This is a genomic window from Nocardia sp. NBC_00881 (genome assembly GCF_045207455.1).
GTDB lineage: Bacteria > Actinomycetota > Actinomycetes > Mycobacteriales > Mycobacteriaceae > Nocardia.
The window spans coordinates 173,507-192,721 of the sequence record NZ_CP108798.1; the positions used below are offsets into that span (position 1 = coordinate 173,507).

Genomic DNA, 19,215 nt, shown 5'->3' on the forward strand with positions numbered 1-19,215 from the left:
ACTGCTCGAGGAGATCCGCAAGCTGTTCGGCGGCGCCGAACAGCTGCCGATCAACAAGGGAGACATCGATCATGCGCACCGAGCGCTGCGACGCAGGGAATTGCGGCCCAGGGATCTGATTCGAGATGAGCGCAATGGCTGGTGGTCGGAGCTGGCGGACGGGGAAGACATCCTCGCCACCGGCCTGTCCTACACCCAGCACACGATGCTGCAGGCATTCCCCGAATACGTTGCGGTATCACCGGATCCGGACATCCCTTTGCAGGCACGGCACCGCGCCAACCTGCGGGCCATGGCCTTGGACCGGGCCGATCTGGAGTCGATTCCCGCTGAACGGCTCAGCGCGGAAGACCTGTGGTCGCTGGACAACCTGAAGCGGGCGCAAATCCAGCTGATGGACACTCAGCGGTCGGTGTACGAGGCGGCCCAGAATTGGTTCGAAGGCCATAAGCGGTCACTGCGGCACCTCGGGATGACCCGAGTCCCGGTGCCGCCAGTGTACGTAGCCCGGTACATCCCGCGCATGCTGCGTAACGACTCCGAGCTGTCAATCGAGGCACCCGATCGGTGCCGAGCCGAGATCGTGGTCGGAGGTGTCGAAGTTCCCCGCGGATTGTCCGGCGGCGACGCACCGCATCCGGACATCGATGTCCTCGGCATCCCGTATATCGATGTGCTTCCATCCCACGAGTCGGAACTCGGGGAACGCCCGCCGAACCCGCCGATATCTGTTGATGGAGTCGTGAATAATTCTGCCGCACCCTATTTCGGCGCCAGGGCGGTGGAGGGCCTTGGATTCCTGGTCGGGAAGATGGCGTGGGCGACCGAGCGGGCGGTGGGCACGGTGCGCTCGCCGCACGCCGACACTTCGGTCAGCAAGCCGACCAGGAGTCGCGGTTCGACCGAAATCGATGGCAGCACAGACAACTTCCGCAGCGTCCTCGATAGGATCCGGGCCTGGTTGACCGATCCGGCGCACACAGCGGAAAGGCCGACCGGCGACGATTGCGCCTGGCGGATGCTGCTGATCAGGCGAGCCCGCTCACCTCTACCCCTCGCGATCGGCGCGATTCCACCGACATTGGCGGGCTACGACGGCCAAAGCTATGTCCATCAGGACGGCGGGAACTGGGCGTCGACGGTCTATTACGGCCGGGATGGGCTCGCTGACCTCATTGAAGCGTTCCGTCGGGAACAGCCGCCGGGCGCGCGTATGGAGGTCGCGGTAGACCTGGTCGAGCGAAACGACAAGGGCGAGTGGGTTGTCGGAACCCACATCATCGAAATCCGCAAGACCAACCGTGGCAGGATCAAGCTGCTCGAGCCGCTCAACATCAGCGACACCGACATCGCGCGGATGATGGTGGGTCGGCCGGTAGACCTGCGCCGCTACGAAACCGACTATGACCGCGATGGGTTGCCCGCCTGGACATCGGATATTTCCCGCGTCACATACCGCATCGACCGTCCTGATGGTTCGCCGGAAACGCCGATCGCCGTTCTGGAGGGTGAACTGGGGCTCGACGAAAATCACGGCACACTCAGCGAACTGGGACCGCACTATACGATTCGGGGTTTCGGCAACAGTAGTGCGGAACCGCTCCTTGCGACCGAGAACGCTACAGGCCCCAACGATACGAAGCCGAGCCCGGATTTCGCGATGGCGGAGCTCGACGCGTGGCTGGCAGCATTGGGCCGGGTTGATGTCGAGCAAGCGAAGCAGGCGCTACAGAAGATATGGGATTTCCTCCGTTTCGCTGGGAATTGGGAATTGCCGCCCGTTCTCCATCCCGATGCCGTCCTGCATTTGGGAAATGCCGACGAGTCGACACCGGCCGTGTTCACGAACAAACTTCGCGAGAAGCTGCAGAAGAGCGAATTGCACGATGTCCCCAAGGTGTTCACCGGTTTCGCGCGACCGGGTGACAGTGTGTCCGAGGCGGACCGGAACAGTGTGGTCGCACGACAGACGGGTATGAATCCGAACCGGATCATCCGCGAGCGGGAGGCCTCGAATACCCGAGAGAACATCGAGTTCGCCATGACATATCTGGAGAACGAGCTCGGCCGCAAACCCAGAAGAGTCATCATCTCCACCGTGCCGCAGCATCTCCGGCGTGCCAAGGAGACAGTGGAGAAATGGGCGCACGACAACGACCACACCGTCCAGGTCGGCGTGGCCGCGGTCGATGTCCCGGTAGAGGTTTTCCTTCGTTACGGGATGCGCACGGACGGCGACGTCGCCGCCGATCTGGATTCGACCATGGTGGCGATCCTGCTCGAATTGAAGGGACTGATCGACTACTCCGCTGCGGGAGTCCTTCTCGAACAAGACATTCCGCCCGATATCCAGGCCGCGTTCGACTTGCTCCGCACCGTGTTCCCGAGGCTGTATCACGTCGAGGTGCGCAAACTCGCCGAGACGGCCTACGGTCAGGGGCCGGTAGCCGAAAGGGTTGTGGAAGAAGTCATCACGCGTGCGGAAGCGGAGCTGGCTGCTGTCTACGCGCGGGATGGACAGGCGGGCATCGACAGCCTGTGTGATGGGACTGTCGTCGAATGGCTGCTGCGCGATCTGACACCCGCAGTCATCGATGAGATCGCTCCGGACGCGGCCGCCATCGCTGCGGAAACAGATTCTGCCACTGATGAACCCGGCGATCCCCAGAACTCCGAGCAGATCACCGATGAGCTCGACAGCGTTGTGGAGCCCGCACCCGTCCCGCCGTCCCGCGCGGAACGGCTGGCCGCCTTCCGTGAGCTGTACGAGGCCGAGGTGACGCGTCTGGTGCAGGCAGAACTCGGCGAGGGCCCGGCAGCCGATGAGGCGATCGCCGAGGTCTTCGCGCGGGTAGAGGCAGAAATTGACAGCCTGCGCGACCGCCAGCCCGGTGAGTGGCTGCTCAACGATGTGGTGCCGTTGGTTATCCTTCCCCATCTACCCGGGATCAATAGGTTGGGCGACAACCTCTATCGCGGTGGCGGCTTCCTTATCGAAATACGGGACGGCCGGCTCGTCCTGCACCGCGATCGCTCTGCTGAGGTCCGCTGTGACAAGGATCCTGTCATAGCGGTCGCTGTCGAAGTGCGCGGACCCGAGCTGCGGGTTCGGTCCCGTATCTTCAGTGGCCAGAGCGGCGCGAATGTTGATGTGCAAACTGACTTGTCGCGCCGGGGACGTGTGTCCGGGGGCCCGCTTTCCGCAGAATCCACGGCGGGGCTCGACCAGCTCGAGTTCGCCGAGGTCCCACTCGAACAGCAGCTCCTGGACTCGGGATTCCAGCTCATCGCCGACAATGTCCTGCGTCTGACATCCGGCGATGTCGAAGTGACCGCCGTGATCGGACCGTATGAAACGATCAATTTCTACGGTCCGGTAGCCGAAGACCGCCTGGACGAAATGATCGCGCAGTCGCGAATTCTTGGTGTCGGCACTCTGCAAGACGGCTCCACGCCTGTATTGCAGCTCACCAACGGCTGGCTGGAGTACAAACTCCGTGGTTCGGGCAGACCCACTGAAGGTCGGGGAGTGCGTGCGGTAACCCCCGCTGATATCGGTGTGGAGCCAGCTCCCATCTGTAGGGAGCGGACCGGATTCGTTGTCGCCGGCCAGAACCCCACCGAGTTGATCCGGCGTCTCACCGAACTCAACGGGTTTGCGATCGAGGATCTCGAGCGGTGGATGCGGCTACTCGAAATCGAACCGGCCGGGGAGTCCGCCGGCGAGTTCATCGGCTCGCAGTACGGCTTTTTGAAAGCTGACGAGGGGTTGATCGAAACCTTGTGCCGGGACAACGATCTCGTACTCGCGCTCGGGCTCACTCATGCGGAAATCGGTGAGGCCATTCGGATGAACATCGACTTGTCGGGTACTTTTGGTGTGCGCAGTTATATCGGACCCGGGGGGCACGCCTACACGGTCAAGGGCCGTGGATCAATGGGTGTAGCACAAGAATCGCCGTTCCGTGACGGGGTATTCGGCGCCAGCGATTACACGGTGACGAATCAGGAGACCGGCGCGACGATCGAGCTCTCGGAGCTCGGTGGCCACCTGATCGAGCGTTACGGTTTCTATCAGGGACGGAATACTGACTTCCGGACCGCGCCGGAAGACATCATCGCCACCTTCGGGCACCTGTTGGATCGGGTTGGCGGCGAGGAACGACTCCGGCAGGTTATTGCCGAAGTCGACGCCCGTTACGACTGGTCCAGGCGGTCCGCCGACGACCCGGCCATGCCGCGGGAGGTGGTCGCCGATCAGGTCCCGTCCGGAGACCTCCCAGGCCGTCAGATGCCGCTCCAGCAGGCGCACGCCGACGCGGTGTTCCGCGCGGTGCGGCCAACCGTCGCGAGTGACGAGGCGGCGGGTGTCGTCACTGCGGAAGTGTTCACGCGGCTGGAGCGTGGCATGGCCGCGCTGCCTGACGGCGACGCCGCCGCGGTCGAGGCGAGTCTGGTGCAGATGGCCCTTCACGTGCGCCTGCGCCGCGGGATGATGCAGATCCTGCGCAATGCCGCCCTGCGCAATGCCGGCGAGGTGTCGCCGGAGGTGCGGGATTCGCTGATCAACGCCTCCGACGCGGACCTGGATGCGGCGATCGGGACGTTGTACAAGGACGAGCCCCAGTTGGAGCATTGCTTGCGGCGGCGGTGCTGGGAGGGGTTGTCGCCCACCGCGGTCGGCGACGCGATGGGGTTGCCGGACGAGACTGTCGCGGAGATGGAACTCGACGCCGTCGAACGAGTGGTCGTCAAACTGCTCGGCAACGTTGAGGTGAGCGAGGCGGACGACATCGCATCCGGCCCGCCGCTTGACCTACCGGGCGGTGGCGACGGCTCTGCGGACAACGTTACGGCGCACGAAGAGCCCCAGGAAGATTCGACGTCGGATCGACCCGAGGAAACGCCAAACCGCAGCGTCGATACAGTGACGGAATTGGCCGGTCACCTGGATTCGGCCAACGACGTCACGGCCGCCAGCGACGGCGACAGGGTCCTTGCGCTGGTGGAGGATCCCGAGGGTAAAGCGGCCGTGCAGAGAGCGATTAGGCTGCTCAGCCCGTCCATCGCGAAGGTCGCAGCATTGGCGTTCCTGGCGGTGGAGGGCAACTCGGACGCAGAAATAACGCAGTCGACCGGGATGCTGCGTAAGACAGTGGAGATGAACCGGCGAAAAGGTGCCAAGCAAATTGTCGAATTGATCGATGCCGAGCGTCTTTTCGAGGAAGTTCGGCACAACGATACGGAGCGGTTCGAATGTGCGCTGGATCTGCTCACACCGGATGAGGCAGATGTTTTCAGAGTGCGGTATCTCGATCCAGCGGGCAACTCGGAGGCCGCTACCGCTCGGGCGACCGATCTGAGTGAAGAGGCGATATCGCCGCTGTTCTGGAATGCATTCCATCTGGTAGTCGACGACTTGTCCGGTGGTGAGTGCCCGCCCACCCGGATCGATCAGCGGATCGTCAACTGGGCGATGCGTCGCAAACCGAAACTGGTCGAAGAGCTTGTGGGGCAACTGCCCGACGTCGAGCAGTCGGCGTTCCAGAAGCGGTATGTGGAAGACAAATCGCTCAAGAAATCCCTTAAGGCCGTCGGAGGCACGATAGGAACCTTCAGATCCCGGCTCAAACTTGCGGTCAAGGACCTTGCTGAGCTGCTTCAGCAGCAAGGACTGGTCGTGCTGGTGCCGTCCGGCAGCAGTGCGGAGAGCCGGCGCGCTGCGGCATTCGAGGCTTTGTCGTCGCCAAGTGTGGTCGAAGCTGTCGGCAAGCGTGAGTCACCGGTGTGGTTGTGGGAAGTCGACGCGGACGGCGTGAAGACCTTGGTCGAGTCGCGTGTGGCGAGGATTTTCGGTGGAATGGTGTTGCTGCTCGATACCGATGGGGTGTGGCGCGATGCCGAGGGCACGGGGCGGATGAACCACCCGTTGTCCGATGATTCGCTGCGGCGCCGTAAGCCGTGGGAGCAGCGGCGTAGGGCGGCACCAGGGGTCGGTTCCAACGATTCACACCGCGGTGGCGGGGCACCTTTCGATCGACGGTCGCGGCCAGGTGGATCGGATGGCACGGCGGAACACGAGCCAAGTCGAGATACCGAAACACCGGAGCAGCCGAGATCGAGCGGACCACGTGACAGTAGGGCGTCGTCTGGGAAAGCTCCCGTTTCGCTGTTCGGCTGGTTGTCGTATCTGGGTGCGGGCGCTGGGCGTAGTGGTGCTCTCGCCGAGCACGGACGGGAATTGTTCGATCAGCAGGAAGGCACCGCACAGAAGCCTGGATTCACGAGGAATCAGATCCTGCGTCTGGGACTCCTGGCCGCCGCACGGCTGGCAACCGGGGCGGATGGAAAGCCAGTGGACGGTAGTTCGGCCTATGACACACCGGAGCCGAATCCCCTCGACGACGTGGCGGAATTCCTTGACCGCTCGATAACTCTGGCTGATAAGGTTCAGTTCGCTCTGGACAATAACTGGAGCTTCGAGTACGTATCGGCCGATGAGCTGAAGGTTCTCGGGGGCACTGACCCTCGCGGAATTGCGATTCTTCCACAAGGTATCGGGCCCCTGTTCATGGGTAAACGGATATTGATCGATCGTGCCCTCAGGGGCAATCTGGAGAGTTTGATTCATGTCCTAGCCCATGAACTCGGACATGCGGGGGATCCCGAATTTGAACTACGGGACCTTGAATTTAGAATGTCGAAAGAGGAGTGGATCGAGCGGGAGCTGACTGCCGCATACGAGCGCGAGGCAGAGGCAGAACTAGTTGCATTACAGGTTATGTTCGAGTTGGTGGAGTCCAAAGCGTTCAGTTCAGTTCCTCCGTCATCGGAATTCTTGGCGGGGGCAAAGGAAGCCTATGAGGAATTCCTTCAGCACCGTGACCGTGAGCGCGCTCGGCAGCGAATTGTCGCCAAATTCCGAGCCAACCCAGATAATCACTATCGTGTGAACACAATTCGTAGCCTGGAGAAGATGTGGCCTCGGGTTCGGGCCTGGCAGCTCATAAAGTCCCTGCCCACGGCCGCTGCTGGTGCCGTTGTGGCATGGGAGCTGGACCGGCTGAATCAGCGGCACCGCCGAGAGGAAGTCCCAGCTGCGGAGGCATATGCCGGTAGCCCTCTTCCGCCGGACCAGGAGGAAGTAACGCAGGAGGATGCCGAGTCGGTCACGGCATACGTAGCCGCACTCGCGTGGCGTAATGAACTGGGAGTCATTCTCGTGGGTTTGACGGGCGGCGGCTCGGCGGCATCGACGCTGCCTGCCCTGGTCGGCGGGGCAACTCAGCGAGAAATTGGTCAACTACATGTTCTCGGTGACATCCAGGGCCATTACGACGCTGTCGGGGCGGCGGTCGACCGTATCGGCAAGCACACCGGCAAGCCCGCTGCCTGGGGGATCGAGGGTGCGTACCTGGAGGCCCTGGCCCGGCGTGACGGTCTCGCGATCGTCCTGCGCGATCTGCTCTACGAGCTGGGAGCACCCGTCGAGTCAACAGACCCGGACGAGTTCGCTTCGACCGTTGAGTCCGCGCTGGAAACCTTGGTCGGCCAACCGGTTCCGCACGACTTCGGTGATCGGTTCACCAAAGACCGTCTCGCACTTCTCGGATACGTTCGAAACGGCGATGAGCTACCCGGTGCCCTGGTCGGTCGGCATCAGGCATATGTCGCCGCGCTGGATGCCATCGGCGATCGATATCTCGCCGCGGTAGCCGATGTCCGCCACCTCGAGGACACGATTCAGGCTCGTCAGCACGCGACGGAACGACGAGACGTGATCGATGTGACCGCCCTCGACGCCGCCGGTGTTTCGGCGGACATCACCGCCTCGGTGTCGTGCGTTGCCGAACGTGTTGCCGCCACCGGTATCGAGGTTGGTGAGGTTGGTGTCGCCGACCTGCCACCCGGTGCCTGCATGGACGTCTCCTGGCAGGACGACTCCATCGTCATCACCGTGGACCGGCGGGCCACAGCTGATGCCGTCACATGGCGGAACCAGGTCGCGGATCTCGCGCGCCGATCCTCGAAAGGCGCATGGGCGCTGCGGCATCCGTTGGAAACTCTCGTAGCGGAAAAGGTCGCTGCTGAACTGGTTGATCGTGCAGCACCGGACCTGGAGGACGTGCGGCAGGAACTCTATGGCCGCTATCGGGATCTGTACGGGGCGGTGCTGCGCAACGCCAGTCAGCGGAATGACGAGCGCGGTGACGGAGCCGAGCAGGTATTCGATGCCGGGTACGAGCGCTGGTTGCTCAATTCCGGGTATGGGCTGGAGGGTTTCGGCCGCGAATCGATCGTCAACGGCGTCGCGGAGACCCTTGCTCGTGGTGAAGCGGCCTCGGCTCCGGCGCAGGTTCCCTTTGAGCTGGTCGTTACTCAGATTGCCGCCGATTCGCCCGAAACCACCGATGATCCTGACAGAGCCCACGCGGTGTCCGGGCATCGGGATGCGGACGCGCGCAATGGTGATGAGTCGACGGAGCTCGGCGAAACGATCGACAAGCTCAAGGCGACCGAACGGCGGAAGGCGCTCGAGTCGTTCGACGACGATCAGAACGGACTCCCGCCCTCGAAAAAGCGTTTGCCGCGTCGGACGATTCTGTGGACCGGTCTGGCCGCGGCGGGTATCGGTGCAGCCGATTTGGCTTCCCGATCCGATGCCGTGGAGGACCTGACCGATGACCTCATCGGCGGCGAGCCGGAAGAGCGGGTGGAGACGGGTTTCGGCGAGGTTTTCGACGAGGTGATCGCGATGTCGCCAAGCCTGTCGAAGCGGTTACTCGTTCTCCTGAAGAAGGGCTGGCGGATCGAGGCCAGATCGGAACGGCAGTTCTTGCCTAATCACGACGAGAAGAGGATGTACATCTTCGAACCGTTGCTGATGGATGTGGATGTGCGGCAGTTCGTTTACGTGCTCGCCCTGCAGGTTGGTCTCGCTGAGGATTCCGACCCGGATCCGGAACCAGCGCCGCCGGACGGCGACGAGGTGGCGAACATGAACCTCTGGGTGGAGAACGAGGTGCTGTTCCGGCTCGAGAAGATGGTAGGCGCACCTGGTTTCGGCGCGGCTGAGACACAGGACGAGATCCTCGCTGCGAGCACCCGGAACGGTATGTCGAACGCCATCGACATCTTCGACTTCGAACCGAGTCGCTTCATACCTCCGGCCGATAGGTATGGGGAGCGTGCGGCCTATCAACAAGTCCGCCAAGGTGATTGGACGCCAGAGGAGGCCAGTGAATGGATTGCGCGGAAAGCTCTCGACGATCCGGACTCTCCCGAGCGGGCCCTACTTCACGCCGAGGCCGAGAGCTACTGGTATTGGAATTTCGAACCGACCGATTCCGGCGGCGACAGCCTGCCCACCACAGACGGTGAACCGGGTCGGGGTGGTTCAGGTCCGGGCGATCCGTCGATGGCCAGAGATATGGCGACCGGCGGGCTCGGCGCCGCGGCGTATCTCGCGCAATGGTTGCCGACGATGGATGGCTGGGTCGACCGGGGCCTGGTGGTGGCCGACCTGGTGAGTCTGTGGGAGTTCCTCCGCGACGAGCAGGTGCCGGTGGCCGATGCGCTGCGTGCGGACTTCGACCGGACGCCTGATCCGATCGACAACGTGTTGGCGATCGTGCGTGCGGTGTGGGGGGTGATCGAGTCCTCGAACAATGCCTTCGAACATGGTGTGCCACAAGATGTCCGAACGGCGTTCGCCCGGTTGGGCGCCATATTCCCGCGGGTGTTCGAGGACGAGGTACGTCAGCTCGTCGCTGAGGTTGCTGGTACCGGGTCGGCGGCGGATGCGGTCGTCGACGACATCATCACTCGGGCGCAGGCGAAGGTGGCCGAGAGATATGCGCTGGTGGGGCACTTCGGTCTCAGCGACGGAAAGCTCACCGAATGGTTGCTCGAAGATCTGACGCCGTTCATTGCGTGGCTGCCCGAGGAGCTGGCCAGGCTGTACGCCTACGTCGCGGACGAACTGGCGGCACAGGAGTCGCACCGGGACCACAGAGATCGCGCTTCAGCGTGGTTGGCGAATCTGCGGCGACTGGCTGTGGAGATTCGCGACGCCAGGGCAATGACGGCGCAGATCGCCGCTGTCGCAGGCGATTCGGCGGCCGACGTCGACTGGCAGTCCCGGGCCGCGGAACTGGCGAATCTCGTTCCGCCGGATTCGCCTGCCGCGCACCTGCTTACCCGTGTGCACCAGGTCGCCGCACACGCCGCGGGATTGGTTGGGCTGGTGCGCGCCGCGCGCACCGATGTCGTGCAGGGTCGCGGTGCCGTGGGCACCGAGGCCGCGCAGGGTATCGGTGCGCGCGGTGTCGAGAACGAGTATCAGCCCGTGTACTACGGCAACCAGGCGGTCGACTACATTTTGTCGAATCCGGCGGGGTGGTGGGGCAACACGGAAACGCCGCTGCTGGTGGAATCCCAGGGACATCGGGCGGCTCGGGGTCTGTGGCGGGAAGGCGTGCTGCCGGCGTTCGCGCGGGCCATGTTGCTGGGCGTGCATTCGATCGAGCTGGATATCCAGGTGTCAGCCGATGGTGAGCTGGTGATCTACCACGATGAGGTGCTGCAGACCGGCACGGTGCCGGAGGAGTACGTCGGCCGGCGGATCAGCGAGATGACCCTGGCCGAAATCCGTGACATCAACGCCGCCATGGTGAATCCGGCGCATGCCGACCAGCGTCCGGTGGGCTTGGCGCCCATCCCGACCTTGACCGAATTGCTCGACCTCGCGGATCAGCTCGGCTGGCAGGGCACTTTCCTGATCGAGGCGAAGACCAATCCGCGCGTCGTATCAGGACCCGAGGCCGCTGATCGGAAGCGGCCGTGGTCCGATGCCGAGGTGCGCGATCTTCTCGGCAAGATCATGGACACGTTCGCACCGCGTGATCGACGGTACCGGCTCCTCGACTTCGACTGGCGTGGAGTAAGGATCGCCAAGGAACTCCTCGCCGGACGCACCGGGAACCTGCCCGAGGCCCTGGTCGCCCTGACCGAGCAGCGCACACCGGAAGACACGCGCCGCTGGATCGACGATGCGCAAGCCGACATCGACAACTTGCCCTTGGCCGCGAAAGAAGCTGGCGCGGACGTAATCTCGGCTCACAAATCACAGATCGACGCAGCCTTCATGGCGCAAGCGCGGGCCGCGGGCATCAAGGTTTCCACGTGGACGGTCGACGACCCCGAGCGGATGCGGGAGCTGATCATCCTCGGTGTGGCGGGCATTGTCACCGATCATCCGGATATCCTGCGCGCCGTACTTCTCGAGTTCGGATTGGATCTGCCCGAATCCGCGGCGGGAAGTGCTACCGCCACAACGGTGTCCGATGGCGTAGGACGGGCCAGGGAAGCGCTCGTCGGCACCCCGCAGGGGCTCGCGACAGCAGCGGAATCGCAGGGCACCGCAGCGCGGCTGGAATCCGTGCTTACGGGTCTGCGCAGGATCGATCGAATCAACCGGGCAGTCGAAGCGGACGACGCCACACCTGATCTGCGGGAAATCGCTGCTCGCGAAATACAGTCCATCCGGGCGCAAGTGGCGGCGAATGCGCGCCGTCTCGGTGTACTGCCCGAGGAACTGGACGCAGCCCACGAGGGTCCTGTCACTGGTCGGCGCGCCCGGCAGATTCGTGAACTGCGGGCCATGGACTCGCGGATCGAGGCGAGTGCACAAGCAGGCGATACGGGGCAGCCGGATCAGCAAACTGTCGTCGGGCGAGGGGTGAATCTCGCGACGGCTGAGCGAAATGGTTTGCGGCTGTTGGCATTCGACGGTGGTGATGCCAGTTCGGAAGCGGACCTCAGTCGCCGCCTGATCAATATCGTGCGGTCCGGCCCGCAGTGGCGTGAACTCATCGGCGAGCGTGGAATGACTGTCGAGTTCCGGATGCTCAACAGCGCGGGCGAACCAGTGGTTCGCCGTGGTGAGGTACGGATTGTCGACGGCGAGGTGTGGGTGTGGGCACCTGGCGGCACCCGATTTACCGCTGATCAGGCTATGCGCAAGGGTGATGCGGGCTGGGACGACTGGAATGGGTCCGGCTCGGGCGCGCCGATGGCAGGCGATGGCTTGGGGCAGTACATGCGTGGCCCGTGGCGAGTCGGGTCGGGAAGCGCCCTGACTCAGCCGGGCGATGGGGCGGGCGGCGGCCGGAAGCGGCGGATCCTCGGATTCGACGGCTGCGACTCCGGCGCGGTCGGGTGGGCGATCGAGGCGATCGAGGAGCTGGAATCGGAGCACGACATCGATGTGGCGGGCATTTGGATCGGCACTGCCAGGCGCTTGGGTGTCGTTGATGGCGGCCGGAGTGCCACGGCCGGATGGGTGAAGCTCTCGGCCGCGGAACTGACGGCGGGGGCCACACCGGATTCGGTGCGCGACCACGTGCGCACCGAATTCGCGCAGATGCTCGGTGGACGCGCCGAAGGCACAGTGGCCTACCCAGCCCCGGTGCGGCCGACTACCGCTGCCGTGCTTCCTGGACCACACATTGTCATCGAGGCGGGCGGTGATATCGACTCCGCTCCCGGGCTGCTGTCCGATCAGATGCGGCAGTTCCGGCTGGGCAGCCGGGCGGATGACGTGATGGCGCTGGTCGTGGATGCATTGCAGTCCGCGCGCCTACCCTCGTTCAAGTCCACGGTGGATGTCGGCAATTCGGTACTCGAGCTGGACATCGCAGATGCTGACGGCAATGTCCTGACCGTGCGCGTCGAGGGCAACGGCCAGCTCTCGGTTACCGCGGATAGCACTGTGGGGAGCCAGCATTGGGCCGAATTCGTCGAGCGAGGCCTACAGCTCTTGGAGGCCGGGGAGCACATCGAATCGCGCAATCCAGCGGCCTGGGCGGTCCGGCAGCTGGTCGAAGATCTCTCGGACCGCGATATACAGGTGCAGATGACCGTCGCGCCCGACGAGGACACCCGCCCGCTCGTTGTGTCGGTCGCCGCGATCACCACCACGCAGGACGGCGACCACTTCCTCGGCCGAAAGAGTCGTACCCTCCTCCGCCTGCTCGATGACGGTTTCCGCTTGAAAATCAATCCGATCGACGCGGCTACTGGCAGCAATGAGGTGAAACTTGTTGTGTCCTATGGTGGTAGCGGCCCACTGTCCAATGGCATGCAGAGCTGGGATGCCACGCTCGGGTATCCGGTCCAGATCAACTTCGGACCTGGTGACGCGACGACGGAGGCCGAGGAAGAAATCCGGTCCCGCACTCGTGACTGGCCGACGGAACGGACCGAGGACGTCATCAAGGTGATGCGTCGTCTGGTGACCACGATCAGTGCGGGAGATCGCAGCGGCACGATCTGGTTCGACGTCGACGAATCCGGCTTCACATTGATCATCGACGACGGACGGGCCGACGCACCGTCGCGGGTTCGCGACGGCTCGGAGGTCATTGCCGGACTCGCACCGGCATCGCTTGCCGAGCGTATCGAGCAGCGGCCGCTGCGTTCCGGCGGTGCCATCGTCGGTCGGCGATACCTGCTCCAAGAGACCTGGACAGGTTGGGAATCTGGTGATGCGGCCGCACCACCCGACGTCGTGGATGCCTCGGACGCTCCGGAACCGGCCGACGCTCCGCACAGTTCCTGGGCCGCCGGGCCCGATGATGCCTTGTCGAATCTGGTCAAGCAGGTGGTTCAGCAGATGACAGGGCCGGGGCGGTGGACAGGGAAGGTGGTGTGGGCGCCCATGGGCGCGTATGGCACTGCCCCGCCGGATGCCGATCACGGTTCCCTCAAGATGGGCATGGGTTCATCGGTCACTTTCGGCGGCGGTGCTGGCAAGAGTCCGCGTCGGCAGATCCCGCGCAGGAGCGGGAAGCATCCTGGAAAGCCGAGCAGTGCACAGAGCAATTCCGAGGTGATAGCTGCGCGCCGGTCTGCCGAGGCCGAGACTGAAGATCATCATTCTCGGAAGTCGTCGAGCTCGGGTGGCGGCCCGTCGCCGCAGCGCGACACCGGTGCGGACGAGCCTTTCGAGCAGGTGCTGGAACGTGTCACCGACGCTCGGGACGATACAGCGAAGCCGTTCGAGAGATGCCTCGCGCTGTTGCGGCCGCGGCACCGGCAATATCTCGAATTGACAATCGGCAGGGCTGTGGCGATCAGCGCTGTGGCGGCACAGCTGGGCGACAGGACTCGCCCCGCCGCGACCATGTGGAACAAAGCGGTACGCAAAATGGATGGCGTACTCGCGAATTACGAAGCCTCGGTCACCGCTGTACAGGAGTATCAGCAGACAGGAACAGGACCGGTGACAGGGTTGACTCCCCGGCAGCGCGATCTTCTCATCGACGTGCTGGGAAGTAATGGCCGAACCTTGGCGGAGATTGCGGATGGGTCGGAATCCTTCGAGAACAGACTCGCGGACATGGTGCAGCGGGGCATGCGCGAGGTTGCCCGGTTGGCCGCCGGTGCCGACGTTCGCGCGTCCAGGGCGGATGAGGCCCGGGTGCTTCGGGCATTGACAGACGAATCCGACACGATATGGCATTACATCGACAATCACATCGGGCCACACCAAGCCGCAATACTGCGGTTGCGATTCCGCGGTGACGGCAAAACCGTCGTCGAAATTGCCGAAGAACTCGGGTATACCCTGCCGACTCTCAATTCCCGGATGGTCGAATCGTTCGAGATACTCGCGGCCTGGCTGTCGCTCTGGGACGACGTTCCCGGTGGTCGGCGGACACTGATGCATTCAGACGACCCGGTCCAGGCCCACGAACGGGCGGTCACACTGGACGAATGGTTCGCCGGACTCAGTTCGGCAGCTCGGGAAGATCTGGTGGAAGCCGTTGCGGGCTCCAGTCTGGACAGCGAACTACTGAGTTCGGCGCTGGGAGTTCCTGAGGATATTCGCAACGCGCTCAACAAAGTTCGGAATCGAAGAGCAGGGCGCAGCCGGGCTCACGACGATTTCGGTCAGTTTGCCCCCATACGTCGCGACCAGTCGAGCGATGACGATCGTGAGGCAGGCGACACGCCGAACCCGCTGCCGCCGACCACCGAAACGGCAGTGCCAAAAGCGCCGTCCCTGCGATTGAACGTGCCCGGCCAGGCCGATTCGGCCGACTCATACGACGAAGAGTTTGCCCGGGCGGCGGAACTGAGTAACGGATCGAACGAGGCCCCAGGCGGACTGGCCGGTGTGCTCGACCCCGAAAGACCCTTGAAAATCGTGATGTTCGCCCCGGAGTGGGATCCGAACAAGGGCGGGCTCACCTCGATCAACAGGATTGTGGCCGAGCAGCTCGCGGCGGACGGGCATCAGGTGATCGTGCGGGTCGGGCATGAGGTGTCCGGGTTCGACTTCCCAGAGAATGTGACCCTGATCGGCCCGCGGCAGCCGGATGCGAGCCTGAAAGAGTACAAGCAGCTGCGGTCAGACTGGAAAGAGGATCTGCCGCTCGATGCCGATATCGTGATCGGACACGACCGTCTGACCGGATTCCAGGCCCGTGATTTCCGCGACAGGCATTGTGCCGCAGCGAAACTGGTGGTCTTCACGCATTTCGTTCCCGAGCCGTTGGGCCGGGTCAGGGAGGCTCCCGAGGAGGGACTCCTCAACGATCGGATGGTGCAGGACTTGGTCGGCGTAGCGGATGTGGTGGTCGCGATCGGTCCGGTTATCTTCGAAGATTCGGTGCGGATGCGCGGCAAAGCCGGAAGCGACGCCGTTGTCTACCAGATGGATCCGGGCCTGGTGCTACCGGAACCGCCGCCGCCCGCAGAGCGGGCCGACGATCATCCCTTCACGATTCTGCTGTTCGGTCGCACCGGCGACAAACAGAAGGGCGCGGAGGAACTGGCCGAGATCGTCGGAGAGCTCGCCGAACGATTCCGGGGGACAGGCCGGAAGTTCAAGCTCATCGTCCGTGGTGTTCCGGCGGACGAGAAGGAGCAGATGCAGAACCTTCTTGCCGACAAAGCCGGTCCGGACTGCGAGGTCGAGGCGCGCGAGCACACCGTTGAGGCCGCGGAACTCGCCGATGACAAAGACGAGGCGGATGTCGTGGTGCTGGTCGGCTCCGCTGAAGGCTACGGTCTCGTCGCCATCGAAGCCCTCGACGCCGGAAAGGTGGTGCTTGTCGTCGACAGCAGCGGCGCCGGAGTCGATTTTGTGGCAGTCAGCGAACTCGCACGAATGTTCGTGGTACACCAGAAGTTCGACGGGCCGGTGAACAGCGAGGGATGGCTCGACAAGTTCGTAGATCTCGTCCACAGATACGACTACTACCAATCTTGTGCACTGGCATTCCGGGCGGTGATGGTCGCTCGAGGTCGGAACTGGTACAACCCAGTCCATGGCCTCGTGCCGGTACTCCGCTCGGCTGCGCGCCGCGAGCGGGTATGGAAGGACTACGAACCGAATATCCGTGCGCATCCAGGAGCGCATCCCATCGGTCGAATCGTGCCGCCGAACGTACATTTCACCTTGGCGGGTAAGCCGGAGGATCCCACACCCGCTGGCGTGCCGATGCCGTCACGCACCGGCGACTCCGAGCGAACGGCCGATCCTGGCGATGCCGTTGCGCCGTGCCTGCCACGGGAGCGTTTCGAAAGCGCAGTGCTGGAGTTTGTGAGTTCGCGTGTAGGTGACGAGGACACCGCGGATAGGTTGACGACGGAAGTCCTCGATCTCGCGGACCAAGAGTTCGCTACACGGCCAACGGGTGATCCGGTGGGACGGTGGTTGTTCAAGATCGCCCAGGAAAGGACATCGGCTTACCTCGGCCTCGTTCAATTCCGTGAAGAGGCAACGGCCTTCTTGGACTATGACGACGATCCACACTCTGGCTTGCGGGCTCAGTTGCTCGACGTTACCGAGGAGCACTTGCAGAGTGTGATCGGCATGATCGCTGCCGATCGTAAGGCTCAGTCCTACCTACGCGCTCGTTTTGTCGAGGGGATGGAACGCCGAGTGGCGGCGTCTGCTCTCGGAATCAACCTCGCACAGGCGTTCCGGATCGACCAGACCGCTTTGCCGGGTCTGATTACCGAGATCACCGAAGCTGTTGCGGACGACCCAGATATGTTCTATCCGGTTCCAGATGACGAGATAGCGACTCCCGATTCCGTATTGGTCGAGGCCGAGGTTCCTCCGCTCGAGGAGGCATTGAGCATCGCGGCTGCCGCGTTCGTGGATGTCACGGCGCACCAGCAACGAGCTTGCGAGCGGGTAGCGGCGCTCCTCGCCCTGCCTGAACTCGAGGATGCGTCCTATGATGTCTATTTGTTGGAATTGGGGAAGTTACGTGACGATGACCCAGAGGGCTTCGAACTCGTCCTCGGTCATCTGAGCGACCATGACCGCAAACTTATGATGCGGCCGAATCTGTCTATCGCCGCATTGGTCGCTGAAACGAACGTCTCCGAAGCGACGATAATCCGCCGCGTCGAGAACATTCTCGATGAGTTGCGCAGTCTTCCGCCAAGCCGGAACGACACGGCACATAGGCGTCACGCCGAATTTGCCGTGCTCACCGCTGTGGCGAAAAGGATCAGCGCACCGGTGTTCGAGGCGAGCCTGCAAATCCTCCCGGAACGGCACCGAAATACCTTGGGGCAGAAAGTTATACACCAGCGGACTATCGGTGATATCGCCCGCGATCTCAATCAAGGGGAGGCTTCGAAAGCGGACCGAACTCGCATCGGACGACTGCTCGATGCTGCCAGGGCGCAATTTATCGAAGAAATTACCCGCGCGGCTTCGATTTCCGACGTAGAGGACCCGATCTCCGCTGATACTGAGCAATTCTCCCCAGATGTCGAGGCATGGGCGCTGCTGGTGGCCGTGCATGACCGCCTTCCGCTTGTTATGGATCGGGCAATCGGCCAAGTAGGTCACAGATCCGACCGTGAAAATGCTCGCGCGATCTTGCGAACCGTCCGCTCACAAAGCGCAATACGCGTTGCGGGTGGTGACGCATTACAGTCTGTGCGTCAGCTGATCGATTTGTTGACATCTCAGAATTTCTTCCGGGCGGACGGGTGGATGCGTCTCATACGTGGAGTGGCGGGTGATTATCGCGAACGCGGGCTGTTCGAACGCGTACTCCTGTCTATCCGTCCTGAACCCCGGCGTTACCTCGGGGAGCATTTTCTCAAACACAAGTCGATGGCGAAAATTGCCGAAAAATACGGCACCACCGAGAAAGTGGTCAGGAACTCAATCGAACGCGCTACTCGCACCATGGTCAAGCGATTCATAGACCAGGGGCACCTCTTCGAACCGGACACGTACGACCTCGTTGCCGTGTTGCGGTTGAGTCATTCCGCAGCGATCCGAACAGTGTGGGAAACATCCCTGCATGCGTATGAACGTGACGTTCTGGAATGGCTGATGGATACCAATGCAAGGTCGATCGAAACGTTAGTTCATAACCTTGGGGTCGAACACAGCATTGCGCTGGCATTGGTGTATCGTACGATGCGAAAAGTTGTCGAGGCCCTCCCTATCGTCGCTCCGCGCCCCTCGAATAATGATGGTCTGGAATCCGGTCCGGCAGCTGCCCTGGACGATACGGTCGATGTGATCTCCGAGATAGATCACGTCCGGTCTGCTGCTCGGTCGCTGGATGACCTGGTCGATACCCGTGCTCTGATGCGGCGAATGCAGGATACAGAAGCGTTCCACCTCGCCCTCGACGAGTTGACGCCCGACGAGTCGGACGCCTTCACCGCGTGGTTATACCGGTCTCGTGGTTCCATCGCGGAAGTCGCAAACGATGCCGAGCTGAGTTTGTATACGGCTGCGGCCGTGTTCTGGCGCGGCTTGCGTCGCATGGCCCGAGTTCTCGTCTGCGGTGAACCATCGGAGGATCGAACCACACAAGCGATCGTCAACTGGCATCTGCGCAAGCAGCGCGGTGCGGTGGAGACGCTGACCGAACGTCTTCTCCCCAACGAACAGCAGGTGTTCCGCCGGCGGTATCTCGAAGGCGCAACGGTCAGTACGATCGTCGGCGCTGAACCCGCGTGGACGAAGGAGTCGGTCCAGCGCTATCTGTCCAAAGCTGTCGACAGCATGGCCTATCTCCTGCGCGGCGGCGGCGACCCAGCGGACAGTGCGTCGCCACCACCGAGTCCAGATGCCGGAGAACCCAACACCACGGATCGCGGACCAGCCACCGGGCTGACACCGCGCCCAGCCACCGAACCGCCGTGGGATCCGCCCTTCTT

The 19,215-nt window shown here is 63.0% G+C and carries 1 protein-coding gene (running past both ends of the window); it reads left to right on the forward strand.

The whole window is internal to an ElyC/SanA/YdcF family protein gene (locus OH799_RS00465; RefSeq protein ID WP_406274080.1) on the forward strand: the coding sequence, 112,296 nt in all, runs 75,197 nt past the left edge and 17,884 nt past the right edge, and what appears here is coding positions 75,198–94,412 — codons 25,066 (partial) to 31,471 (partial); the first codon wholly inside the window starts at position 2. Both the start codon and the stop codon lie outside the window.